The organism is Orientia tsutsugamushi str. Boryong (genome assembly GCF_000063545.1).
Classification (GTDB): domain Bacteria; phylum Pseudomonadota; class Alphaproteobacteria; order Rickettsiales; family Rickettsiaceae; genus Orientia; species Orientia tsutsugamushi_C.
This window is the reverse complement of record NC_009488.1, coordinates 1,120,210-1,144,866: the sequence shown is the minus strand read 5'-3', so window position 1 is coordinate 1,144,866 and position 24,657 is coordinate 1,120,210. Positions and strand designations below refer to the sequence as shown.

Below are 24,657 nucleotides of genomic sequence, written 5' to 3'. Positions count from 1 at the left end.
GCTATGAAAGCAAAAAAGAAAACAATTAACCAATGGATGGTACAAATACCTCCAATACCAATTACGCTAGTGAATAGAGAAAGGGAGAATATCGATGAATATATGGAGATAATAACAAAGTTAAGAAAAGCTAAGTATCAGGTCGAGGTAGCTGAATCATTGAAAGAATATTGTGTGAATCTGATACAGAATATCAAATATAGATTTAATATTGCAACTAGTGAAATTGTAAGGCTAGCAAGCGAGATCATGTTAAGTGATTCAAAAAATAAAGATAAGCTGAAAACAATATTAAATCGAGCAGTAAATCTCCAAGAGTACTGTAATGATGTAGTTTACACGCTTAGAAGCGAAATTGAGAATGAAAATTTATGTTTAAAAAAATTTAGCATACAAAAGTTAGTAAAGGATGCTGTCAGGAGACTAGAAGACATTGCAAAAGAGAAAGATATAAAAATCAATTACAATTTTCAGTACAAAATGAAGGATATTGTGATTGGAAATAGTGATCACTTACAAGCTATATTAAGTCAATTAATAGGAAGCGTCATTAGATTTAATCACAGCTACAAGGTTATAATTACAGTTCATTTGTTTACTGTAAAAAATTATATAAAAAGCGATAACATACTACAATTTAGAATACACGATAAAGGAAGCGGTATTTCAAAAGAAAAATTAGGGAATATAAAAGCTAAATTAGCTGATTTTGACTTGGTAAGAGACTGTCCGCTAATGCTTGAATCAGGATTATGGTTTGTAAATTACCTTATTAATCAACTTAATGGAGAAATGGAAATAGAGAGTGAAAAAGACAAGTTTACAACCATTACTTGCAATATTCCAGTACAACTTTTTTAATCAAATTAATTCGCTTCTTTTACAGTTTTTATCTGAGATTGAAGTATATAAAAAGTTTAATTTATTGTATAATTTATTAAAGATTATTTAGAGATGAAAAATGATAGACTTTTATAGCGAAAGCTTACTAAATAAGCTGTTTGAAACCAACGTAAGATTTAATACTGAAATTGATCTTGATAAAGTTGAAAAAGCTATATTTTATGCCCAAAAATATCATGGTCAGCAAAAGCGAGATACTGGAGAACTATACTACACACATCAATTAGAAGTAGCTTATATGGTATCAGACTACAGCTTTGAAACTGATACAATTATTACAGCAATACTACATGATACACTCGAAGACACAACACTAACCAAAGAAATAATAAGTCAAGAATTTGGTAATAATATTGCAGAATAGGTTTTAGACCTCACCAGGATTAAGGATAATAAAAAAATCAGTTCTAGAGAAATGATTCAAACATTTTATAGGCAAAATAAAATAGAACTATTATTAATTAAGCTTTTCGATCGATTCCATAATATTCAAACCATACATATAAAACCTTATGAAAAAAGACAAAAAATCGTCATTGAAACTCAGCAAGAATTTATACCTCTTGCTCAATACCTTAAACTACCAGAGATTGCAATAGAGCTAAATAAATACTGTGAGCTTTATGCTAGTTAGAATGCAAACTTTTTCTAACTAGCATACATAGCATTACATATATTTCTACTTGCACAAGATACCGTGTTAAGAGTCAAGAAAAGAAATAATAATTTTATAAAAAAGATGTAAGTTTTTATAAAATTATTATTTTTGCTGGATTGAAACATTAGGATTAAAAGGAGAATTATGCTTCAAAACGCCATAAATAATATGTAGTAACTTACGCATAGCAGCAGTAAGGATAAGCATTTTGGGTTTACCAGTGTTAGATAAACGTTGAGAAAAATGCTTGATAATACAATTATGTCTTAAGGCAGACATAGCAGGCATATAAAAAGACTTACGTAGATCTGAATTACCAGTTCTAGAGATTCTACTAGCGCCACGCACAGAACTACCAGATTGACGATGCTTAGGATTAAGACCTACAAAAGCTACAACTTGTTTAGCAGAACTAAATTTCTCAATATCTGCTAAAAAAGCCAGAACTATAGCTTGTGTTTTTGCTCCTATACCTGGTATTGATTCAAGTAACATAGCTTTATTGTGAAGATCTTTGTTATTTTTAATATGGTCATTGATTAGTTGTTCAATTTCTTTAATTTGTGTTTCAAGAAATTCAATGTGCATTTGAATATTATTAGCAATTGCTTTAGAAGCTCCTTCTAATCTATTTGTTTCTTGTGTTTTATGCTTAATTAAAACATTCAGGCGATTAACCAGCTGCTGTAGTTCTTGAATATAATGCGGCTGTGGATACCATGCTTCCTGTTTCATTGCTTTGCAAAAATCTGCGATTAATACACTGTCTGCTTTATCTGTTTTTGTACGACTAAGTTTACTTATTGCAAAACCTTTAATACGTGCAGGATTTACTACGCTCACTTTATAGCCATAATCGTACAGATATTTCGCTAAGCTTTTCCAGTAGATACCTGTTGCTTCCATACAAACATGTCCAGTTTCTCTGCTTTTTAACCATGTTACTAATTTGTTAAATCCTTCAGAATTATTATTAAATTTTCTTGTTTGAACTTTATGATTAATTAACACAGCGGCATCAAATGTCTCTTTAGAAATATCAATTCCTACAATTATACTATTCATAATCACCAAATTTTATGTTAAATATCTCAAAACCAACCTTGTAAATACAGGCTTTTTTGCCTAAGAATACCGTCCGGTTTTTAGTTAAAAAAGATAGTTACTTATCTAAAATTCAGGCTAGTAGCCTTAGGAGCATAACTGTATACTAGCTTTCTTTTGTGCTATTGCTATAATCTTTTATTTTATTGCAATTTCACTTATTTTTATCATACAAGGAGTATAATTACTAAAACTACTAGCTATATCATGAAAATCAGCTGCTTCAAAACAATCATTCCAAGGCAACCACTGCTCACTATTTTTTTCCAAAGGATTATAAGCAGTTTATCACATTTAGGATCAAAAAATCTATCAGTAAAAGCCCCAGTAGTGTCTACAATTATTGCTCGATCTTTGTGTAATCGAATTTGTGGCAGCAGTTCGTTAAGCATATTAGTTTTACCAGTACCTGTTGTTCCAGTAATAAGAATGTGTAACCTTTCACTATTCTTTACTAATGGCAAGCCTCTAAAACAGATTTTTGAGGCCTTTTTAGCGTTTTTTAGTATTTTAGATAAGGCATTGGGGGGATACTCTACAAAATCAGCGCCTCTAATTTTGGCCTTAATAATCGTTTTTTTACCTTGAGCCTTAAAGAAAACAATTGAGATTATTACACCAATAGCAAAAACAATTAATCCTTCTAACAATGCTGAATTGATTAAGAATTCCCATAATTGCTGTATTTTAAATCCATGTTGACCTGTATAAAATTCATGTAGAAAGTCCTGAGCATTGAGGTGTATCCATTTTTTAAACCTTAAACTATAAAATACGATTCCTATTTGATCGATATCATAAAAATGTTCACCAATTGTTAGCTTAAGCTGTACATATCGCTCAATCGCAAAATAATACAAACTGCTCAGAAAAACTTTTTGATATAATCGACATATAATCCAGAATATCGATAATCCTAACCCAATTGTAAAAACATTGGCACTACCTTGCCCAAACATTCTTAACTTATGAGCAAATAACTGCGATCCCCTTGTGAAATTGCCTTGATTCTGAAAATTCATCAAGAGTATTTTTTCAAAATCTGTAGTTTTTGCTCATACTCTTTTACTCCAGTAAAATTCTCTAATTCTGTTAACTTTTTAAACATTGCTTCGTATTCTGCAATGATATTAGGATTATATTTAATAGCTAAGTTAAAATTCTCCTTAGCTTTTGAGTACTGTCCTAAACTTACTAATGAAATTCCTTTTTCAAGATAGTTTTCAGCAAAATTAGGTTTGTACTTAATAGCGATAGCAATGTCAAAATTTTCTATCGCTTTTTGGTGTTTACCTAATTTCTCAAGAATCATTCCTTTATTATAATAAATATCCGCACAATTTGGATCATATTTAATAGCTATGTTACAGCTTTCTATTGCTTCAGAATATCTATTCAATAAGCTTAATATATACCCTTTATTACAGTATGATTTCACACAACTAGGATCGTATTTAATAGCTAAATCAAAATGTTCTATTGCATTCTGCAATTGCCCTAAAAATGCTAAAGTTAAACCTTTATTAATATAAGCTTCTGCATAATCTGGTCTATATTTAATAGCTATATCATAGTTTTCGATTGCATTTTGAATGTATCCTAAATTCATTAACGCTATGCCTTTGTTATAATAAGCTTCTGGATTATCTGATCTGTACTTAATAGCAATATCAAAATTTTCCATTGCATCTTCATACTGTCCTAATCTAGCTAAAGAAGCTCCTTTATTGTTATGTCTTTCCACTCCTTCAACTTTAACTTGTGCAAAAAATGCTCTACCACCAGCACTAGCACTAGTTCCACTACTTTTACTGTGGCTACTACCTGTATGATCAGTAGTAGCAATGCTACTAGAACCAACCTCCTGTAGAGCTTGAGATTCACTATCAGTGATGCTTATAGACTGAGCTTCATCGTGAGTTATCCTGTCGGCTCTATTTCCATGGTAATGGAGTTTCCTGTTGAAATAAGATTGGCCTCTCTTTTTGTCAGTGAATCAAGAATGCTCTGAGAGTGCGTAAACTGGTTTTGATATCCAGCTTGTAGCATAGCAGAAGCTCGGAAGTTATTTCCCAATGAATCTACGTTTTCATTTATAATTTGTCGACCATCAGCCGTTGTAGTGACTGTTCTACCACCATCATTGATAAATATTAGCCATATGTAATGAAGGAGCTAGGTTTTGTTGAGAGATAGTTCTATTGCCTATGCTGTAATTATCCATACTCAAGTTATTGTCGACTATGTTACTGCCTAAGCTGCTAGCAACTGGTATAGGAGAGAACTGGCTGGCCAAGTTAGCTGTAGCATGAGCACAAGCTTTTATCACTGCCCAAGAAAGCATTGGTATCGATGATGCAAGCATTTGAAACGTCGCATAGCTATTATAAAATCATCTCTGCGAAGCTTCCTTGCGATAGCATATTCAAGCCATAATCATTACCAAAAGCTCCAGATTTACTGGATAAGCTGATCATTCCTAGGCAATGGATTATTGTAAAAAATACTGGCCAGCTGCTGACCCATATTATTAATAGAATCCAGGTTTTGAGTATATTGTAGCCGCCAGGTAATAGGCCCATTGGAAATACAATAAAGATCATTGAGACTACTAATGCAAAAAAAACAGATTGTAAAATAGGCATCATGTGAGCAGCCATTTCTCCAGCTACTAGATACGAAAATGATTGTTGAAAGAGGCCTCTGATTGCATGCATACTAACTAAATTAGGATAAATTCTTGATAACGAAAACTTCTCACGCCAGTCATCATATGACTCACGATTAGCATTAAGAAGCATAGCTTGCTTCATCCATTCATGAATATCTTGCTGCTCTCTTTGTAAATATTTTAGTGTATCTCCAGTCATGACTTTTAGTCTTTGACTTAACATGTGTGACTGATCAGATTGAACTCCAATTGCTGCTGCAAACTTGGTTAAAAGTCCTTCATTTAATTCTTTATGAATTGCCGCTTTAATCAATGGAGTAGCTTGTCTACAGGTCTTGAAACTAATGGCTAAATTACTAGGCTCGCGATAATAAATACCAAAATTATTAGGTATATTTTGCTCGATAAATCCTATAATGTCGTTAGTTTGTTGAGCAGCAGCTTTTTTACCTAAGATATTGCCTATGATGTAAGGCTTCATAAAGCATTGTCTAAGGAATTCCTTCGTATTAGTTAAAGTTATTGGATCCTGTATTTGCACATCTCGAATCTTAGCTACAGCCTTAGCTCCAAACATAATACCAGTTTTTCTGCTCGATAGTCCTTCATAAGCTGGCAAAAGATGCTGTTCCAACATTTTAGATACAAAGTAACTCGTTTGCGATGAAAGAGAAGCAAACATTGCAATACTTATGGGAATATTATCAACCTTTACTGGCGCACTCATTGATACTTCATCCTTCAGCCAAACAGTAGATTTGGGGGCAAATAACAGCGTAAAAATAAATATCGATGGAAAAAACCATTCCCATAGCAAAGATGCCGATATTTCCTCTAAAAATAGCCCTAGTAGCAGCCCATATGCCACCAATAGTCAAGGCTAAGTGACCCACTGGAGTGAAGTATTCGCTATTTGAAGCAAAGACCTCTGCCTATGCCATTAAACACATGCCATAACAGATCTCCACCACCAAATGTGTATATTACGTAATCCATTAACTTTTCTCCTTCGCTATTAAATGCTGCTCTATTAATCTAGCCCTTTTATCTATTCGACTTGCATCGGTTTGTAGGCTAGTCCATTTTTCATTTGCAAAAAGTTGTACTCGATTCAATTCCTTCAAATATCTTTCTAAATGTTCATTCGAAACTTGCTTAGCACCTAGTGAAGTAACGGCTCTACGTATTTCGGTGATTACTTCCTTCAAATGCTGAACTAATGTATAGCTAGCTATTAATTCTGATGAGATCTCTAAAATTGTGACTCCAGAAATAGCTTCTAATGTGATATAATCATAAATTGGAAATATATCTCCAATCGAAGATAAAAAGGCTATTTCAGAGTTGCTATATTCAGAATTCTTATCAAACTTATTTTTTAGATCAGTCAATTTTTGCTTAGCTTTACCTGCATAAGACTGCTCTGGTGATATTGTGATATTTCGTTGTAGGCTTGGATGCAGGCAACTAACACTATCACAGCTGTAAATTGAAGCTGATTCTCCACCTTTTAAATGACTAATCCAACTTTTTTCATCCTGAGCTAAGGAGTCAAAAAAGTACACATTATTGTTTGTAACCACGATAGTGCCAGTCATAGACATGATTGAATCACGCATATTTGATGGTATTCCAACCTTTGCTGCTGCTTTAGTGAAGATGTTATAATCATCCAGCATAACTCTGAATCCTTATTTTGTGCTTGTCGCAGAGCTTGTTTTTGATCTAAATAATTACGACATTTTTTACCAGCAGCAAAATAATCAAACCCGCTTTGTGACTGTATATCACGGCAAACAGCTTCTCTCATAGCTGAGTTTCTTGGTAAAGCTGTAGCAAATAATGCTTTTGTTAATTTGCAATCTTCCTTAGCAAATTGATTCATCTCCATTGCTAGATTACGTAAGTCTTTGAGAGCATTCTCAATTTGAGGAGCAAAGGTTTTTAATCCTAATGAAAAAGCATAGACTTTAGCTTGAGAACCAATGTTTTTCATCAATTGAACTAATTCTTCTCCAGAAATAACAGAGAAGCTACCAAGATAGGCATCAATACCGCTACAGCTCATGTTTAAAGATGGTGGAGTTATAGCAAATGGCTGAAATGATGTTTGGCTTGTTCTGGCAGATAATCCGCCAGCCGCTTGATCTTGATATGATCCAGATCTTGTGACATTAATACTCATTCCTTGAAATACGTTTTCGATATTCCAAGCTAGTGATACTGGAGCTTGTAGCAATAATAGCATTGTAATGGCATAAACTCTGATTTTGGTGCTCATGTAGTCTCCAACTTATGATAATATCTATCGATTGCTAGAATATTGTCGATAATTTTATCTTCAGAGATTATGCCTCTAGCTACTGCATATATTTTTTTACCATCGCTAGCTACTGAATATAATACAGGTACAATATGCTTAGGGTTTAGTTTATTTAGCAACTCATTATTCTTACTGACAGCTAGCAACTGAAATGCATATTTATTAGCAAAGCTCTGAACAATAGGAATAAAGGCCTTACAGAGCAAGCAATCTTGTTTAACTTGCAGAATCAATCCCCAGTTTTTAGCAATGTTTTTGAGTTTGAAATCATTTTTTTGCTCTGATTTTTCTTGATACAGCTTTCTATGTAAGCTATTAGCTGGCTCATTAGCATTAATCAGTTGATAATCAAGTAGAGTAGCCAGCTGCCACATAGTAGCAAACTTATGAGCCTTCTCCATGATTCGCTTCTGCAATCTTTGGGCTGTAATCACATTTTCGAGCGTTGGATTATCAAGCGCTATACGCGCTGAGCTCGATTAAATTGCTCCTTTAATTCCTCGATTCTCTGGTCATGAGCCACACTCATCAACTTAGAATTAGCAGCAGAGTCATCAAGCTCATGACCATGTTTATCATTGTACCATAAAAACCCCTGTAGCCAAAGAGTTAGTATCAGCTAATTCTATCGACAAGTAATTAAGTAGCCCCATAATTAGCATTATTGCTAATGGATTCATTATTGAATTATTTTTATATCTATCTAAAATGAAGTTTAGTCAAAGAAGGGAAGCATGACACAATCAAAGATTGCTGAAATGCTTCAACTATAACCCATAATAGTTATTATCTTATTTGCGATAATACTAGTTACTACAAATCTAAGCACATAACAAATCAAAACAAAGCAACTAAAAATAGATGCCGTTAAACCTTAAATCATTTCCTGAATTAGTGTTCTCTCCCAACGCTACTTTATCCAACTCTACTTTACGTTCTTCGTTAAGCTGTTGAAATGTTCTAAAATCATCATCATCCAATGCGTCTAATATCCGCTCAGCCATTCCGAGACGTGCTAACTCACGCCAATTTCCCAAAAATTTCTCAGCATCATTTTTTCTGGATAGGTTTTTAATATCTGCTCATTATTTCTTGCTATTATTGTCAGCGATTCATTTATAGCATCTATTTGTTCTGTCCTCCATAATAGCCTTTTCTCTTGCAAGTGCTCTGCGATTTTGTGCTGATCATGTTCAATAGCTAAAGCTAAATCTAAAACTGTATAACCATCGTTATTCTTTAAAATAAAATTAACATTATTATTCTTACATAAACTTTTTATCAAATCTATTGATCGGCATAAAAAACTATCTAAATTATCTATCATTAGATGTATTATATCTAACAATCCAGTCCTGAATTAGTGTTCTCTCCCAACGCTACTTTATCCAACTCTACTTTACGTTCTTCGTTAAGCTGTTGAAATGTTCTAAAATCATCATCATCCAATGCGTCTAATATCCGCTCAGCCATTCCGAGACGTGCTAACTCACGCCAATTTCCCAAAAATTTCTCAGCATCATTTTTTTCTGGATAGGTTTTTAATATCTGCTCATTATTTCTTGCTATTATTGTCAGCGATTCATTTATAGCATCTATTTGTTCTGTCCTCCATAATAGCCTTTTCTCTTGCAAGTGCTCTGCGATTTTGTGCTGATCATGTTCAATAGCTAAAGCTAAATCTAAAACTGTATAACCATCGTTATTCTTTAAAATAAAATTAACATTATTATTCTTACATAAACTTTTTATCAAATCTATTGATCGGCATAAAAAACTATCTAAATTATCTATCATTAGATGTATTATATCTAACAATCCAGTCCTGAATTAGTGTTCTCTCCCAACGCTACTTTATCCAACTCTACTTTACGTTCTTCGTTAAGCTGTTGAAATGTTCTAAAATCATCATCATCCAATGCGTCTAATATCCGCTCAGCCATTCCGAGACGTGCTAACTCACGCCAATTTCCCAAAAATTTCTCAGCATCATTTTTTTCTGGATAGGTTTTTAATATCTGCTCATTATTTCTTGCTATTATTGTCAGCGATTCATTTATAGCATCTATTTGTTCTGTCCTCCATAATAGCCTTTTCTCTTGCAAGTGCTCTGCGATTTTGTGCTGATCATGTTCAATAGCTAAAGCTAAATCTAAAACTGTATAACCATCGTTATTCTTTAAAATAAAATTAACATTATTATTCTTACATAAACTTTTTATCAAATCTATTGATCGGCATAAAAAACTATCTAAATTATCCATCATTAGATGTATTATATCTAACAATCCAGAGTAGCTTAAAAGAGCTAAATGTAAAGCAGTTTGACAATCATTATTTTGTATGTTTGTATCTACTCCTCTATTCAACAGCATTTCCGCTATATCTATAAAGCGCTTGTCATTATTATCAGCATTTATAAGGTTGGGCATATGTATATCATGTGGTAATATGGTGAAGTCATGTGGTAATATGGTGAATCTATGCTTGGCAACTAAATGTAAGGCAGTGTTACCATCATTATCTTGTAAATTTAAATTTATCATGTTAGGATATCTATCTAACCAAAACTGTACCATGTCTTTGTAGCCATTTTTAGCAGCAGAATGTACTACAGTATTCTTACCTGTTATATTAATATCAGCATTATTATTCAATAAAAACTCTACTATATCTATGCGCCCACATCCAGAAGCATGATGTAAAGTAGTGCAACCATCATTATCCATCAAATTAACATTAGCTCCATTATCAAGTAGAAGCTTTAATTTATCGATGTCGCATTCAGCATTGATAATACAATGTACAGGGGCGATACCATTACCATCTGGTAAATTGGCATCAGCGTCACTGTTTAACAGAAGCGTTAACATATTTATGTCATGGTTCAACTTACTAGCAAGATGCAAAGGAGTGGATCCATATTGTTTTTTGATATTGACATCAGCGCCCTTTTTTAACAGAAGTATTGCTATATTTATGTACCCACGCGAAACTGCTGCATGCAAAGCAGATCCACTCGGACCAAGTACCTCATTAACAAATACTGTATTGATAATGTTACAAGCATTATCTTGTGCTAGAATACGCTCTACATTCTCTACATTGTTCTGTGCGGCTGCGTAATATAAGTTACGTGCTAAATCATCGTTATTCATATATTTTTCACCCTAAAAATATATGTGGTTATTATATCTTAAAATAAAAATATAAAGCAATACTCAATTTTTTGGCAAGTGCTGTTTTTAATTCACAATTTTGAATTTTAAGGTGTTTGCAACCATCTTTTGGATCGCTAGTACAAGAAAAAACAATCTTTTGTTTCCAATATGAACGATTGACTCTAAACTTGTCAAAAAATACTCTATCACCACTCTCATAGTTGAGTCTATTCACCTCATAGCATTCATTACTTTCTATTAATTGTTCAAGTTCAGGCTTTACAACTTGCCAATATTCTGCTACTTCCCTTAGTTCTTGAGTCTTATCTCTGTAGTCATAGCGAAGTATACATATTTTACCTCTTTTTGATATAATATAAACTTTGTTCCAATATGCTCTATAGATACGCCAAGCCTATCAGCAACAGCACTCCTCATTCGTCTTGCAGCCATTTGGCTATCACCTGCTAACTTGTATATTTTTTCATTATTTTTATCTACGTCATGGAAATCTGCACGACCATTAAGCCAATTACTATGATTCTCTACTATTTCTTCTGTTGCAAATTCCATTTGCCGGTTTTGCCAAGAAAGCCATACATTCTCTAATCTGCACTCAACATTTAATTCTCGAATAAGTTCAATGTTAAAATTACTACCTTCATTACAACTTTGAATAATTTCAGTATTAGTTTTACTTGTCTGAGTTACGAAGTTACTGCTATCAAGGGCACTTAAAGGATCAGATTCAATTCTCATTGAATTAGCTATCATATAATTTTGATCGTTGATATTATGTTGAGTTAAGGCATTGTTTTTACTGTTTTCAGCTTGAAATAACATTGCCCCACTTTCTGTACCAAGCTGATTACGGCCATGGTAGGTTAAATCCTCATCATTGTTAGGATAATTGACATTACTACCTTGATGAAATAATTCTTGTGTATTTGAAGAATTTCCAAGATTTACATTATAGTTGCTAGCTTCATTATAACTGCTTTGCATTGAAGCTAAACAACAGCTAATATTGAGCACTATCAAAAAGTTAATATAGATAATAATCTCATTGAGTATTCTCATTCATAATTTCTAATGCTATTGCTAAAGGAATATGGCCAGTTAATTTCTTGGTTAATCCTCTTTTTTCATCATCTATTACTATCACAGGAACAACATCAATTTTATATTGTTCAAACAAGCTAGGATCTATATCGAAGCTAATACCAAGCTCCATAGTTTTATTCTTTGTTTGTGTAAATGAGTTATTAATTAACCCACGCATAATCAATTGAGCTCCAGCCTTTTGAGATTCAGCAAAATAGCTTTTTAAAGCCTCATCACTCATTGAAAATGAGACAAAAATAAAAGTTTTTTGCTGGCCCAAAAAAAAGCATTAGCATTATTAACAAATAATAAAACCATCAACATCATTACTCGTATAACCATATTCCTCTCTAACCCTTATCAAAGCAAACAACAATCTCTTTTTCGCCAAATCAAGTAACCAAAATCTTCACCATTAACTGGAAATTCTCTTCCAGCCTGCCATGTAGCTTCTGTTTGGCCTATGCTCTTGCAGGATCTGGTTTCTGGAATCGGATAAGTCATTTGTAGTCGATACTGACTTTTCTTCATAATAGGCATGGGATACTTGCCACATAAGCCTTTATAACCATAATATCCCCATAACATCAGTTGCCTATGCATTCTAGCCATAAACTTACTTACCATTAATACAGATGTTCCAACTCCACCATTATGCGCCGCAGCTGTTCCAGTAAAAGGGTAAAGCATTCCTTGACATTCAGCACACCAAAAAGCATAATCACTTGCTAATAAACCAGCGCTGCAACTCATGCAATCAGCTATACATGCTTGATAAGCAGCTACATTTTGAAACAACAGCGTTTCTGGATTTAAAATCGCAGATTTAGCGTCATCACTCCATAATGGATCAAACTCTGTTAAATATGCTATATCGACTGCAGCCATTTCCAGACAAATAAAATCAAGCAAAATTTCCAGCCAATAAATCACAGGATAGACATACCAATGAATGTGATAAAAAGCACTTCCTTCAGCCTCATCTTTCATGCCTTTTTGAGTAGCACTTCCAAATGACAAACCTCCAAGACTTACCATACACATTGGCGACTTTGTAACATCTACAAGGCGTACTGGCTCCCAAAATCCTACCGGAATATACCAGGTACAGGTATTGGAATCCCTGGCTTAGGACAAAGACATATAAGTCTACCAGAAGCATTAGTATCAGGCATTGAAGTGTTTGTAAAGTACAGAGATATAGTAATTTAACCTATATTATCACATAAATCATTTTTAAGTTGCAATATCACTCATTTTTGGTTTTTTAGGTGAAGTGTTAACAACAGCTACACCTTGAACTGCTTTAGATCGCTTACAGTATAGAACACAACGCCTTTTTGATTTAATTTTTGATGTTTCAACTTTCTCAACATTATCAGGGTCAAAAACTCCTTGAGCAGCCATTTTCTTTATTTCATATAAAGACTTACATTTTTGCCCTTTAGGAATTTTACAATCAAAATTACTTTCGAAAAAGAAGCTTGTTAGGCTCATACAGCCCAATAGCAATAATAAAAACTTCATTATAAATGCTCCTCTAACTTTTGTGATTGGTCGAATTTATTATGCAAATTAACTTTTTCATTGTTAGTTGATTGTGAATAAGTTAAATTATGTGGCTTCTTCTTGTGCTCACGTAAGTCAAAACCTTTTTTAAATACAACATCGATGACTCTACCTGACGCAATAAGAACGACTGGGCTCATAGAATCAGCTTGTTTTATAGCAAAATCAGCTAGCTTATCAAAAGCATTACTAGCTCCAGAGTAAGCTCCAGACTGAAGCGCATCTCCAATCTGAAACTCTTGTTGTTGATGACCTCCAGCTACTAGGTTTAAAGTTGGTAGCATATCAGGTTTAATAGCCTTAGCTTGTAGAAACTTAGCAATATTGCTAAATACTCCATTTAATGCAGCCATGCTTGCTATGTTAGACGATTTATCTACCACGATTCCTTTAATTCCAGAACGTCCATCTTCACCTATCAACCAGCCTTCCGCCTTGTTTTCAATAATATCTCCATAATGAAATTTTACTTTGAAGCAGTTTTAATATGCTTGATGCTGAGCTTAACAAGCTTTAAAGTAAAAACTAGCATTTTAAGCTAATTTTATTTTTCCTTTTGAATTATCCTTTTCAGCTTCTTCTGTAGCAGCATTAATAAGCGTTACATGGCTTGGAGTTTTTGGAGTAAAAGTTAACATTAAATCTTGAATTGTTTTGTGTTCTCCTATTACTGTTAAATAAAGCTTCTTTTCTTCTTCTCGTGGAGCAATAAACAAACATCCAGACTCATGAACTACAACTTCGGCTGCATTTTGAGGATACATAAAAATATCATTGATTTTTTCATCTTTAAGATTAATTCTTGTTGGCCCACTATCAGAAATCTCAAGCTTCAGCAAATTATCAACTTCTAACTCATATTCTACCGCATATACATCACTAAACTTGACTAAAGCAATAAACCCTATCATAAACCTCAAAATTCTAATACTCATTTTTTTATTCCATTCTCTTTAACGCCAGTTAACAACAAAAGGTAATTAGGACTTCGCTTGTAAGTCAAAAGGTAAGTCTTATCGACAGCTATATGTTTACTATCGCTAAACCAATAACGAAGCGTTCCACTAATTAATACTCCATCCTTTATCACTTCAACCTTCTTCGGAAAAAAGACTGAAGACACATTTGAGCCTTTAACAAATTGCAAGTGATCATGAAAAAATTTATTTAAAGATTCAGTATTACTAGATGCAACTTTCATGTCTGCTATTTGTCTTTCTACCTCATTTGGAGAAGTAGTAAATAAGAGTTTCGTTACATAAATTGCCCATTCCTTTAAATAGGTTTCATGGTAATTTTTTGATGAAACCATCATTTTACGATCAGGCTCCATTGCTGGAATTAATAACCACTTTTCTTCTTTGGTAATTGCAGCCATTATCGCAATTATATTAGCTGCAGCTAGCAATATAGTTACTGAAAGTAAGCATTTATTATATTTAACCAGCTCTTGTATAGCATTTTGCTTAAAGAGATGATTCATTACTTGCCAACTTTTTTGCCCAAAAGCCTTGGATATCCTAATGGAGCTGGCAATAAACCTTTAGCTACTAAAAAACTTTTTAGCAAAAAATTCTCAGATACCTTCTTAATTTTCTTAAAGCAATAACATAGAGCAATTCCTCCAACCATAAAGGCTAGGCCTAATTTAGCATGCCTGCTGTTTAGTAGTACAATTCCTGGAGCTACTCCAGCTAGCACTACTCCCCATTCGTCAATGCTCAAACCCATATACTTCAACGGCCTCGATAATGCCCAACATAATTTTTGATTTTGTATAATCACCTTCAGCCTCAATTGTAGCATGAGATTTCTCATTCTGCTACTATAATGTTTAAATTAGCTAAATATCTTCAAACACAGATTTTACCTGCAATAATTAGTGTTCATATATGCATGTGCGACATGAAATCGCACTATTCTTACCACAACGTTTATATCAGTCAGATAGTATTATAAATATTATAACTTCTAGCACATTCACTAATTATTTGTATAGCCTTAGACATATACTCTCGTACTAACTCCATACAAGCTATAGTATAAGGTATTGTTGAGTTTGGATTAATATGATTCAATGCTATACTAATTGTCCTCTGACTTTCGCCTGCATCCCCCATACAACTTGCAAACGTCCTTCTTAGATCGTGTATTCTGAAATTTTTTATGCTTGCCTTTTCACAAATTATCTTCCATGCGGTATTTGGATGCGATAAGTGTCCGCTTTCGCTAGTAGAACTTGGTAGTACCCATTTACTTGTAGATATTAATTTCCTTGCTTGCAATATTTCCATTGCCTCATCTGTTAATGGTATATTTTGCGCCTTTCCGTTCTTAGTTTTTGGTATATGCCATATTTTTCTTTCAAAATCTATATTGTCCCATTCCATCTCTAACACATTACTTTTTCTAGCTCCAGTATATAACGCTAGTAATGCAAAATCTCTTATCAATGGACTTGCTTCTCCGCATAATACTTGTAAAAATCTACCCATTTCATCGTAACTTAGACGTCTCTCTCTTGCTTGCAGTTTATGCTGCTCTATCCCTAGAGTAGGATTGTTTTCTATTAATCCCCATTTTATTGCCTTATTAAATATAGTGCGTAAGGTTGCTAGCAATGCATTTGCTGTGGCATATTTTCCCTCTTTGCTGATATCATTGAATATTGGTTCAATATCACTCATTCGAATCTTGCTTATCTTTTTTTCATATAATAGACTTCTTTCGAAACTGGTTAACGTAGTTCAAAATTATAAATACCAGAGATCAAATTAAATCTAAGACCGAATCTTTCACGTCTATTTCGATATTTATCAGCAATAATTTTGAACCCGTTTTAGCATACCAATAACGTTTTCATTCACAGCTCTTTCTCCATGCTAATCTACGATTATTCCTTTTATCATTATTCTCTAGTTTCGAAAGAAGTATATTTGTGATTTAGCTTCATTGATATTTAGCCCATACTTATTTCACTTTTTAGGCCAAACATCATAAAACCTTTTCGCATCTTCTTCATTTTCAAAGACAAATACCATATCGTCGCAATACCTCACCATTCCTGTTTGTTCAATTAAGTTTTTTTGCTGATTTTGGCAAACCAGCTATCTATAACATAATGCAGAAAGACATTAGCCAAAATTGGCGAAACTATTGAGCTTTGACTACAACATTCTTTGTTAATAGCTATAGTACAATTTTCTATGATTGGTGTTTCAATCAGGTGCATTTCATGTTTAAGATGATTTAAACTAACTAGAAGAAATAAGTTAGAGTAAGAGTTATTATGAGCTTTATGCGCTTTATAAAAGCAGCTATTTAGTTTATTCTCGTTTAAGTTGATACATGAATTTAACTGTAGCTGTATTAATATTATTTGTCAATATGACAATAATATCTTGATGTCAATTGCAGAAATATAGAGTGAATTTATGTCTAATATTTGGCTAGTTGGAATGCTAATTTTTAATCCAACAACTTGAATTTATAGTTGATAAGCTTAGAATAACCTTCAGTTGATAATGTTGCTTAAAAATATTTCTTATTGTTACAAAAGTATTTGCTATCAAATAAAAATCATACTACAGACTATAAGTTTACGCCAATTTTAAATTTATAAAGGGCGATAAATATGGCAGTATATAGTATTTAAATTTACACAAGCAGCATTAAATACAATAAAAGTACCAACCAAAGAAGAAAACACATTCAAGTTTAGAGATAAAAAAGAAATGAACTTACTTTTTATAATATCATATACTGGATTTAGAAGACTATATTTAGGAATAAACATTAATGGCATGTATTATAAAATAAAAATAGGAGATTAGCCAAATCTAATGGTAGTAGAAGCTAGAAAAAAGATACAGCAGTTAAAAAGGGATATTGCTATAGATAAGCGGTTATTAAATAAACGTTCTTTAATTGAATCTGTCTTTAATGTACTAAAAAACATATGCATTTAGAGCATATTAGACACCGTTCTCCTCTTAATTTCTTTGTTCGTATAATTGCTTCTCTTGCTAGTTATTCTATCTCTAAACTTAATCCCCATCTTTATCTCTTCTTCTTCTCCTGACTCCTTATCCTAAATTGACGTATATAGGGTTAGCTGATAAATTAATAGAAGTACTGCAAAACAGCAAACTATGCTTAAAAAGTGAATGGATATTGCCAAGTGTAAAAGACAATAGTAAACACATATCAAGTTCAACAATACATCAAGCATGGGCTAAGATTCTGAAAAAACTTATCTAAAGATTCAGTATTACTAGATACTACCTTCATGTCAGCTATTTATCTTTCTACCTCATTTGGAGAAGTAGTAAACAAGCATTTCATCACAAAAATTGCCCACTCTTTTAAATAAGTTTCTTGGTAAAAATATTGCAGAACAGGTTTTTGATATTATCAGAATTAATTGGAATAAAAAAATCAGTTCTAGAGAAATGATTAAAATATTGCGTTAGCAAAAAAAAAGATTTGTTATTAGCAACTGTTTACATAACATTCAAACCGTATTCATAAAATCAGATAAAAAAAGACAAAAAATTATCATTGAAACTAAGCAAGAATTCTTACCTCTTGCTCAATACCTTAAACTACCAGAAATTGCTATAGAGCTGAATAAAAAAACTGTAAGCTTTATGCTAGCTAAAATCAGCACCGAAATTTACTTATAAAATAAATAATAAAATCTTGCATATGTGACTTAACTACAACATAAGAGATTAATAATTATTAACTTTTTAGAGATTTTATGCTAAAGTTATCAGTAATTATCTAAATTAACTTAAAAATTATTATATAAATGAATGGATTAAGTCAACTTGTTAAAAACAATTCTCTTATTCTCATGACTCCTTATCCTAAATTGACGTTTTAAAATATAGTCCGAATTGGCAAAAGTTCTACAGGATGGTTTTTGAATGTAAGCTGCATAAGTTATTAATTATCATGGAGAGATTGAGGGTTTTACTAATTACTTTTTCATTACATCTTACTATTATAATTGTTTTATAATAGTTTAACTATAGAATATGACTCAACTTATATCTACCTTTAGTTACAGTTCTATTTTCATATTCAATAAAACCAACTTTTTGTAATTTAGATAAATACTGCTAACTTTAGATTGCTCAATGCCAAATAATTCTATTAAAAAGTTGTAATTTCCCTGTAATTCTTCTATAATTTTCATTATTATATACTTATAGTTGGTGAACTATTAGTGCTAGCCACTGCTTTTTAGTTTTTCTTAAAGCTTTTCCATCAGCATTTGTTCACCATCTCCACTATTCTGAAAGAAAATTCATGACAAAATAATAAAAGATTGTTGCATTATCATTACTGTCATTAAATATCAGATATAACAGTGAGTGCAGAGCATATTTAGCTTAACAAAAGTAGTTTTTTTGTGGAAATATAAGTAGGAAAAACTTTTTTAAAAATTCTTATATATGAAGGGCTTATGGTAGCCTGCTTTAATTTTTTATAGTATATTAGGTCTTTCATTTCTAACTATGTTCTTTTCTTTCAACAGCTAGTTCACTTACCCTTAGTATCACACTCAGAAAAGTTTCCGAATTACGTTGACAATCAAAATTAGTTATACTAATTTTTGTATTAAATTTAATGATTTTATAATACTCAATGCTTAATCAAATTTTAACTAAATTTAAAGAAGAAATTAGCAACATTAATGAAAAGAAGGCATTAAATGATCTTAAATTATCATATTTAGGAAAGTCAGGCATTATTACATTACAATTAAAAAAGATAGTAGAACTAAATGTTGAAAACAGAAAGGAGTATAGTAGTAGAGTCAATTTAGTTAAAACTGAGATTGAAACATTAATTGCTGCTAAGCTAGCTAAAATTCAAAAGCAAGAAATGGTGACATTGCTTGCTAGTGAGAAAGTTGATGTAACTTTGCCATCAAGAAAAAAATTTTATGGTAGTATTCATCCAATTTCTCAGGTTACTGAAGAACTATTAAGTATATTTTCTATGTTTAATCTTACAGCTGTCGAAGGCCCAAATATAGAAAATGATTGGTATAATTTCGGCGCATTAAATATTGGTAGTAACCATGCAGCAAAACAGATGCATGATACCTTTTATTTAAATAACAGTGATACTAGCTTATTAAGGACTCACACTTCTACTATTCAAATACGAGCTATGGAACAGCAAAAACCTCCAATCTATCTTATTGCTCCAGGACGTGTTTATCGTTCAGATTTTGACTCAACTCATACACCAATGTTTCATCAAATAGAGGGGTTAATAGTAGATAAAAATATTCATATGGGGCATTTAAAACATATAATTATTAATTTTATAAAAATGTTTTTTGAGCGGCAAGATATTGAAATAATGTTTAGACCAAGCTTTTTCCCATTTACTGAGCCTTCAGCTGAGGTAGATATTAAATGCTTAATCAACAATAAATGGTTGGAAGTATTAGGATGTGGTATAGTACATCCTAATGTTTTACGTAATGTTAATATTGATCCAGATGAATATCAAGGGTTAGCTTTTGGATTAGGAATTGAACGATTAGCAATGTTAAAATACGGTATTACTGACTTAAGAAAATTCTTTGAAAACGATCAGAGGTGGCTACAGCATTATAGCTTTTCAGCATTTAATATACCTACAATATTACATGGTCTAAGCAGATGAAGTTTACACTAAAATGGTTAAAACAGTTTTTAGTTACTGATGCAAACTTAATCGATATTACTCAGGCATTAACAGACCTTGGTCTAGAAGTTGAATCAATAATAGATCGTTCTGTTAAATTAAAAGATTTTATTATAGCTGAGATTATAGATATCAAACCTCATCCTAACGCACAAAAGTTGCAAATTTGCAAAGTTAATTCTGGAACAAAAATATTACAAATTGTATGTGGAGCATCAAATGTAAGAGTAGGCCTTAAGGTAGTTCTTGCTGTACCTGGTACTAAAATTCCTAATGGTAATTTTGTAATCAAAGCAACTAGCATTAGGGGAGTTGCAAGCGATGGAATGTTATGTTCAGAAGAAGAATTACTACTGGATAGTAATGATAATAATAGTATAATGGAATTATCACCTACTGCAACTGTAGGAGATTCGTTTGCAGCAACTTTTGGATATAATGATCCAGTTATTCAAATTAATGTTACGCCAAATCGTGGAGATTGTTTAGGAATTTATGGCATTGCTAGAGAGCTTCATGCTAAGGGATTAGGTAAGCTACAATTAGTAGATGATAATTTTAAAACCTCTACTAACGGACATTTTAAAAGCAATATAAAATTGAAGATATCTGCTAAGGATACTTGCTCATTATTTATTATTACTGAAATTCAAGATATTAATAATGCTTGTAGTAGCCCTTCTTGGTTGCAACATTTTTTACGTAATGTTGGTCTTAAATCAATTTCTCCTGTCGTAGATATTACTAATTATGTTTGTTATAGTTTTGGTTACCCAATACATGCTTATGCTAAAGATAAGTTGTCAAACAATGAAATTGAAGTTAGAAAAGCTTATGCAAATGAAAGCATAATAGCGTTAAATCATCAAAGTTATAAATTAGATACTGCAGATTTAGTTGTAAGTTGTGGTAATAAGGTTATTGCATTAGCTGGTATTATAGGAACATTAGATAGTGAATGTAAGTCTGAAACTAAGAATATAATCTTAGAAACTGGGTACTTTTTGGCAGATAGTATTATGACTACTGGTCGAAAATTGAATATTGAAAGCGATGCACGTTACCGCTTTGAAAGACAAGTTGATTATAATATGGCCAGTAAGGTTCATGCTATTGCCTTAAACTTAATTATTTCAATCTGCGGAGGCAAGATTTCAGAAACTGTCCTATATGATGATGCTACAACAACACCAGCTAAAACCTTAGAGTTTCCAATTAATGAATTTGAGAAGAAAACTGGAATTAGATTAACAAAGTCAACAATAATAAATATTTTAGGTAATTTGGGATTCACTATTTCCAACATTGCTGATGATACTTCTAGTATTTTGAAACTTGAAATACCATCATGGCGTTCTGATATTGCAATTAAAGAAGATATAGTAGAAGAATTATTAAGAGTATACGGCTATAAGTTTCTGCCTGAGGTACCAATTAAGAGGAATAACCAATCATTTACAGCATTACCTAGTAAGCAACAAAACATTTTAACAATCAAAAGAGTTGCTGCTGCATGTGGATATAATGAAGTGATCACTTGGTCATTTATGAATAGCAAAATAGTTAAATATTTTAGTACTTATAATGAGAAATTAAAAATTTTGAATCCTATAAGTCAAGATCTTGATTATATGAGGCCTACAATTATTCCTAATTTACTTGAAGCAATAGCAAAAAATCAAGCAAGGTCACTTAAAAATCAAGCTTTTTTTGAAATCGGACCAGTTTTTTCTAAAACAGAGACATGCAATGAACAATGCATGCTTGCTGCTGTAAAATGTGGTAATAAGGAATTGATGCATCCACATAGCTTAATATTACAGTGGAATATTTTTGATATAAAAGCTGATTTAGAGGTTATACTACTTGAGTTAGGAATCAATATTGAAAATTGCAAAATTATTGATACTACTGCACAGGAATATTACCATCCTGGTAGATTTGGTAGCATTATGCTAGGTAAAACTTGTATTGGATGTTTTGGTGAAATTCATCCTAAAATTTTATCTCAAGTTGATTTTTGTGGAATTAATATTACAAGTAGAGTTATTGCATTCGAGCTAAATATTGATTTGTTACCAATAAAAAAAGCTCAATATTGTCATAAGAAACCAATTATAATATCTAATTATCAGCATATTGAACGAGATTTTGCGTTTATAATGGACCAATGTATACCAGCATCAGAAGTAGTAGCATCTATTAATGAAGTTGACAAACATTTAATTAAAACAGTTGAAGTATTTGATGTATATACCGGAGAAAAAATAGATGATAATAAAAAATCCTTAGCTCTTAGAGTAACAATGCAATCTAATGATCAAACTTTAACTGAACCAATAATAAAAGAAATTAGCAGCAATATAATATCAAAGATAGAAAAGAAATTTAATGCGGTATTGAGAGATCATTAGCTATTAAAAAGTCGTATTCTCTACCATTTAACGTAACAAGCTTTAATTCTTACAAGGACTAAGAAAAAATTCTTAGTCACTATTCTACTACTTCTCCAGCTTTTAAGCAAGAAAATCCAGTAATCTTAATTTCACTGCCAAGTTCTTTAGCTGCATTACTCAACACTTCAGAAATTTTTGTTTTACCATCAATAACAAAAGCTTGCTCTAGCAACACAGTTTCTTCTAGAAACTTACTTACTCGCCCCTCAATCATTTTTTCAATTACTTTTTCTGGTTTGCCAGTAGTACGAGCTTGAGCGGTAAAAATTTCCTTTTCTTGCATAATTACACTTTCTGGTACCTCATTTGAACTTAAAAACCTAGGATTAGTAGCAGCAATATGCATTGCTATATTTTTTCCTAGTTTTGTCAGCTTGTCTGATTCAACATTACCTTCTAAAGCTACTAATACAGCAATCTGCCCTAAATTAGGAGCTACGCTATTATGTATATATGATGCTATAATACCATTGTCAACTAGCTTAACTTGTCTAATTCTGCTTACTTGTATATTTTCGCCTATAACAGCAATATCTTGGCTTATTTGAGATTCAAGAGTCTCTCCTGATGATAATTTAGCGTTTTTTAAGTCTGTTAAATTATCATGCACTAAAGCTAGTTGAGCAGCTTCCATAGCTAATTTTTGCAATCTTTCATTTCGTGCAACAAAATCTGTTTCAAACTTAATTTCTATAATTGCCCCTTTGTTGTTATCTACAGCTAATGCTACTATTCCCTCGTCAGCTTTACGTTGTAACTTTGAAGACATTTGAGCTAAGTTAGTCTTACGTAAAACTTTAATAGCTTCTTCAATATCACCTTTAGCCTCCTGCAATGCTTGCTTACAGCTAGTCATAGCAGCGCCAGTAGCATCGCGTAACTTCTTGACTAAGCTAATACTTATAATTACATCTTCGGATTTAGATCCATTAGTTTTAGTATTAACCACTAATTCTTTTTCTTTCATAAATCTTTATTATCTTTTTCTAATTTATTTTGATCTTGTTCAACATTTATTTTTGTTACTTTTTTACTAAGTTTCATTTTAGTAATTTTTTTAGCAGCTTTAAGCCTTTCGCTAGGATTATCACCATTAATTGCGCCTAAATCAACTCCAGAAGCAGCAAGCATATGTTCAATAGCGAGAAGCACAGCATCAGAAAATATTTTACAGTATAAGCGTATAGACCTAATAGCATCATCATTACCAGGAATTGGATAATCAACTAGATCTGGATCAGAATTAGTATCTACTATTGCAATAATTGGTATTTTTTCTCTTCTAGCTTCTTTAACAGCTATATGATCTTTATTAATATCCATTACTATTAACAATGTAGGCTTTCCTCCCATATTTCTAATACCACCAAACGAGCGATGCAAATTATCTCGCATACGCTGCATGGATAATATCTCTCTCTTAGTATAGCCAACTATCTTTTCTGGATCTGCTAATTTTTTTTCTAATTGATCAAGTTTATTTATTGCTTTTGATACCGTTACCCAATTAGTCAGCATTCCTCCTAACCATCTATGAGTAACATAATATTGACCACAATTTTCAGCATATTGAGCGACAATATCACGATGCCTCCTAGTATCAACGAATAATATTCTGCCATTTTTTTCTTTAATTTCCTTATAAATGACTTTGCTAATAACATCAATCTGCGAAACAGTATAATCTAGATTAATAATATGAACATCATCTCTTTTACCATAAATATAAGGAGCCATTTTAGGATTCCATCGTGAAGCCTTATGTCCATAATGGATTCCAGCATCTAATAGTTCACTTATTGTTACAGAAGATAGGGTAGATATATTATTATTTGACATGTTTTTTTCCATAATTTTGTTAGTTATACCTCCACAATGCTTGAAAAACACTATTCATTTAGCGACTAACTATATAAGCAATGTGTGCGAATTTACATTTTGTAGTTCAAAAGTAATATTATTAACAAAAAAATATAGCAACTTTGTCTGTTTAATTT

At 32.1% G+C, this 24,657-nt stretch carries 21 protein-coding genes and 8 pseudogenes; 5 read left to right on the top strand and 24 right to left on the bottom strand.

The features are described 5' to 3' along the window. The first annotated feature begins 3 nt into the window (after nt 1–3). A complete protein-coding gene (locus OTBS_RS16465; RefSeq protein ID WP_011944799.1) occupies nt 4–861 on the top strand; it encodes a sensor histidine kinase in 858 nt (285 codons plus the stop codon). 100 nt (nt 862–961) lie between these two features. Beyond that, a pseudogene (locus OTBS_RS05475) lies at nt 962–1,537 on the top strand (HD domain-containing protein). A 126-nt stretch (nt 1,538–1,663) separates the two neighbouring features. On the opposite strand, the gene OTBS_RS05470 reads toward OTBS_RS05475, so the two are convergent. From OTBS_RS05470 to OTBS_RS14180, 21 genes and pseudogenes are all read right to left on the bottom strand, one after another. Further along, a complete protein-coding gene (locus OTBS_RS05470) occupies nt 1,664–2,632 on the bottom strand; it encodes an IS110 family transposase (protein WP_080571857.1) in 969 nt (322 codons plus the stop codon). Between the two features lie 207 nt (nt 2,633–2,839). After that, nucleotides 2,840–3,687, bottom strand: a pseudogene (locus OTBS_RS05465) (type IV secretion system DNA-binding domain-containing protein); the annotation flags it as partial. Further along, nucleotides 3,687–4,409, bottom strand: coding sequence for a tetratricopeptide repeat protein (locus OTBS_RS14895; RefSeq protein ID WP_162097311.1), 723 nt, complete (start codon nt 4,407–4,409; stop codon nt 3,687–3,689). The gene OTBS_RS14895 and the pseudogene OTBS_RS05465, both read right to left, overlap by 1 nt. 36 nt (nt 4,410–4,445) lie before the next feature. Further along, nucleotides 4,446–6,332: pseudogene (locus OTBS_RS18380) on the bottom strand (conjugal transfer protein TraG N-terminal domain-containing protein); the annotation flags it as partial. After that, nucleotides 6,332–7,617, bottom strand: a pseudogene (locus tag OTBS_RS05450) (conjugal transfer protein TraH). The pseudogenes OTBS_RS05450 and OTBS_RS18380, both read right to left, overlap by 1 nt. Then, a complete protein-coding gene (gene traF, locus OTBS_RS05445) occupies nt 7,614–8,093 on the bottom strand; it encodes a conjugal transfer protein TraF (protein ID WP_410517952.1) in 480 nt (159 codons plus the stop codon). Before traF ends, OTBS_RS05450 begins: the two are co-directional and overlap by 4 nt. A gap of 417 nt (nt 8,094–8,510) precedes the next feature. Further along, nucleotides 8,511–8,663 carry a hypothetical protein gene (locus OTBS_RS14190; RefSeq protein WP_157866383.1) on the bottom strand — a complete coding sequence of 51 codons (153 nt, stop codon included), beginning with the start codon at nt 8,661–8,663 and terminating at the stop codon, nt 8,511–8,513. Between the two features lie 11 nt (nt 8,664–8,674). Then, complete coding sequence (locus OTBS_RS05440) at nt 8,675–9,007, bottom strand: hypothetical protein (protein ID WP_041621255.1); 333 nt, start codon at nt 9,005–9,007, stop codon at nt 8,675–8,677. Continuing rightward, the gene (locus OTBS_RS05435) at nt 9,001–9,477 is read right to left on the bottom strand and encodes a hypothetical protein (RefSeq protein ID WP_050897539.1); all 477 of its coding nucleotides are present in this window, start codon (nt 9,475–9,477) and stop codon (nt 9,001–9,003) included. The genes OTBS_RS05440 and OTBS_RS05435 overlap by 7 nt, the downstream gene beginning before the upstream one ends. Further along, nucleotides 9,471–10,817, bottom strand: coding sequence for an ankyrin repeat domain-containing protein (locus OTBS_RS05430; RefSeq protein ID WP_041621254.1), 1,347 nt, complete (start codon nt 10,815–10,817; stop codon nt 9,471–9,473). Before OTBS_RS05430 ends, OTBS_RS05435 begins: the two co-directional genes overlap by 7 nt. 68 nt (nt 10,818–10,885) lie before the next feature. After that, a pseudogene (gene traN / locus OTBS_RS05425) lies at nt 10,886–11,887 on the bottom strand (conjugal transfer protein TraN); the annotation flags it as partial. Next, nucleotides 11,884–12,204 carry a type-F conjugative transfer system pilin assembly protein TrbC gene (gene trbC / locus OTBS_RS05420; protein ID WP_011944350.1) on the bottom strand — a complete coding sequence of 107 codons (321 nt, stop codon included), beginning with the start codon at nt 12,202–12,204 and terminating at the stop codon, nt 11,884–11,886. The gene trbC and the pseudogene traN, both read right to left, overlap by 4 nt. Before the next feature lie 80 nt (nt 12,205–12,284). Next, nucleotides 12,285–13,108, bottom strand: a pseudogene (locus OTBS_RS05415) (TraU family protein); the annotation flags it as partial. A gap of 52 nt (nt 13,109–13,160) precedes the next feature. Next, the gene (locus OTBS_RS05410) at nt 13,161–13,451 is read right to left on the bottom strand and encodes a hypothetical protein (RefSeq protein WP_011944249.1); all 291 of its coding nucleotides are present in this window, start codon (nt 13,449–13,451) and stop codon (nt 13,161–13,163) included. Further along, nucleotides 13,451–13,915: a TrbI/VirB10 family protein gene (locus OTBS_RS05405; protein ID WP_011944248.1), complete on the bottom strand. Its 465-nt coding sequence runs from the start codon at nt 13,913–13,915 to the stop codon at nt 13,451–13,453. Before OTBS_RS05405 ends, OTBS_RS05410 begins: the two co-directional genes overlap by 1 nt. 111 nt (nt 13,916–14,026) lie before the next feature. After that, complete coding sequence (locus tag OTBS_RS05400) at nt 14,027–14,428, bottom strand: hypothetical protein (RefSeq protein ID WP_011944247.1); 402 nt, start codon at nt 14,426–14,428, stop codon at nt 14,027–14,029. Next, nucleotides 14,425–14,976, bottom strand: coding sequence for a TraE/TraK family type IV conjugative transfer system protein (locus OTBS_RS05395; protein WP_011944688.1), 552 nt, complete (start codon nt 14,974–14,976; stop codon nt 14,425–14,427). The genes OTBS_RS05400 and OTBS_RS05395 overlap by 4 nt, the downstream gene beginning before the upstream one ends. Next, on the bottom strand, nt 14,976–15,311 hold the full coding sequence (locus tag OTBS_RS05390; protein ID WP_011944246.1) for a hypothetical protein: 336 nt from the start codon (nt 15,309–15,311) through the stop codon (nt 14,976–14,978). The genes OTBS_RS05395 and OTBS_RS05390 overlap by 1 nt, the downstream gene beginning before the upstream one ends. Before the next feature lie 125 nt (nt 15,312–15,436). Beyond that, nucleotides 15,437–16,180, bottom strand: a complete 744-nt coding sequence (locus OTBS_RS05385) for a tyrosine-type recombinase/integrase (RefSeq protein ID WP_011944997.1) — start codon at nt 16,178–16,180, stop codon at nt 15,437–15,439. A gap of 50 nt (nt 16,181–16,230) precedes the next feature. Beyond that, nucleotides 16,231–16,412, bottom strand: a pseudogene (locus OTBS_RS14185) (IS5/IS1182 family transposase); the annotation flags it as partial. Between the two features lie 157 nt (nt 16,413–16,569). Next, a complete protein-coding gene (locus OTBS_RS14180; protein WP_157866381.1) occupies nt 16,570–16,725 on the bottom strand; it encodes a hypothetical protein in 156 nt (51 codons plus the stop codon). 610 nt (nt 16,726–17,335) lie between these two features. Between OTBS_RS14180 and OTBS_RS18375 the strand changes: the two genes are divergently transcribed. After that, entirely contained in the window at nt 17,336–17,461 is a 126-nt protein-coding gene (locus OTBS_RS18375) for a transposase (protein ID WP_232488934.1), read from the top strand. Nucleotides 17,462–17,795: 334 nt separating this feature from the next. On the opposite strand, the pseudogene OTBS_RS16450 reads toward OTBS_RS18375, so the two are convergent. Further along, nucleotides 17,796–17,876: pseudogene (locus tag OTBS_RS16450) on the bottom strand (conjugal transfer protein); the annotation flags it as partial. Between the two features lie 1,272 nt (nt 17,877–19,148). Here OTBS_RS16450 and pheS point away from each other — a divergent pair. Continuing rightward, nucleotides 19,149–20,183, top strand: coding sequence for a phenylalanine--tRNA ligase subunit alpha (gene pheS, locus OTBS_RS05380; protein WP_011944797.1), 1,035 nt, complete (start codon nt 19,149–19,151; stop codon nt 20,181–20,183). After that, nucleotides 20,180–22,618, top strand: a complete 2,439-nt coding sequence (gene pheT, locus OTBS_RS05375; RefSeq protein WP_011944796.1) for a phenylalanine--tRNA ligase subunit beta — start codon at nt 20,180–20,182, stop codon at nt 22,616–22,618. The genes pheS and pheT overlap by 4 nt, the downstream gene beginning before the upstream one ends. A 79-nt stretch (nt 22,619–22,697) precedes the next feature. Here pheT and tsf read toward each other — a convergent pair whose 3' ends face one another. Beyond that, entirely contained in the window at nt 22,698–23,627 is a 930-nt protein-coding gene (gene tsf / locus OTBS_RS05370; protein WP_011944795.1) for a translation elongation factor Ts, read from the bottom strand. Continuing rightward, nucleotides 23,624–24,484: a 30S ribosomal protein S2 gene (rpsB, locus tag OTBS_RS05365; RefSeq protein WP_041621501.1), complete on the bottom strand. Its 861-nt coding sequence runs from the start codon at nt 24,482–24,484 to the stop codon at nt 23,624–23,626. The genes tsf and rpsB overlap by 4 nt, the downstream gene beginning before the upstream one ends. Between the last annotated feature and the right edge of the window lie 173 nt (nt 24,485–24,657).